This is a genomic window from Escherichia sp. AM3 (assembly GCF_032029835.1).
Taxonomy (GTDB): domain Bacteria; phylum Pseudomonadota; class Gammaproteobacteria; order Enterobacterales; family Enterobacteriaceae; genus Escherichia; species Escherichia coli.
This window is the reverse complement of sequence record NZ_JAVUPQ010000908.1, coordinates 1-280: the sequence shown is the minus strand read 5'-3', so window position 1 is coordinate 280 and position 280 is coordinate 1. Positions and strand designations below refer to the sequence as shown.

At 54.3% G+C, this 280-nt stretch carries 1 pseudogene; it reads left to right on the top strand.

The window, feature by feature from the left end:
- Positions 1-54 precede the first annotated feature (54 nt).
- Positions 55-280, top strand: a pseudogene (katE, locus tag RTW80_RS29005) (catalase HPII); the annotation flags it as partial.

Genomic DNA, 280 nt, shown 5'->3' with positions numbered 1-280 from the left:
ACATTGTTCTATCCTTAATAGGGTTTTCAGGAACGAACAAAGGAGAATCGTGCAATGTCGAACAATGATAAACCACATCAAGCCCCTATTCATGGCACCGAAGAATCTCAACCGGGAATGGACTCACTCGCCCCTGCGGATGGCTCTCATAAACCGTCGCCGGGCCTGTCCGCGCCGGGCGAGCAACCTACTGCACCGGGAAGCGTGAAGTCGCCCGATGCGGATAACGAGAAGTTAAAATCTCTCGACCCGCACCGCAAAGGGGGTGAAGGCTATGCGC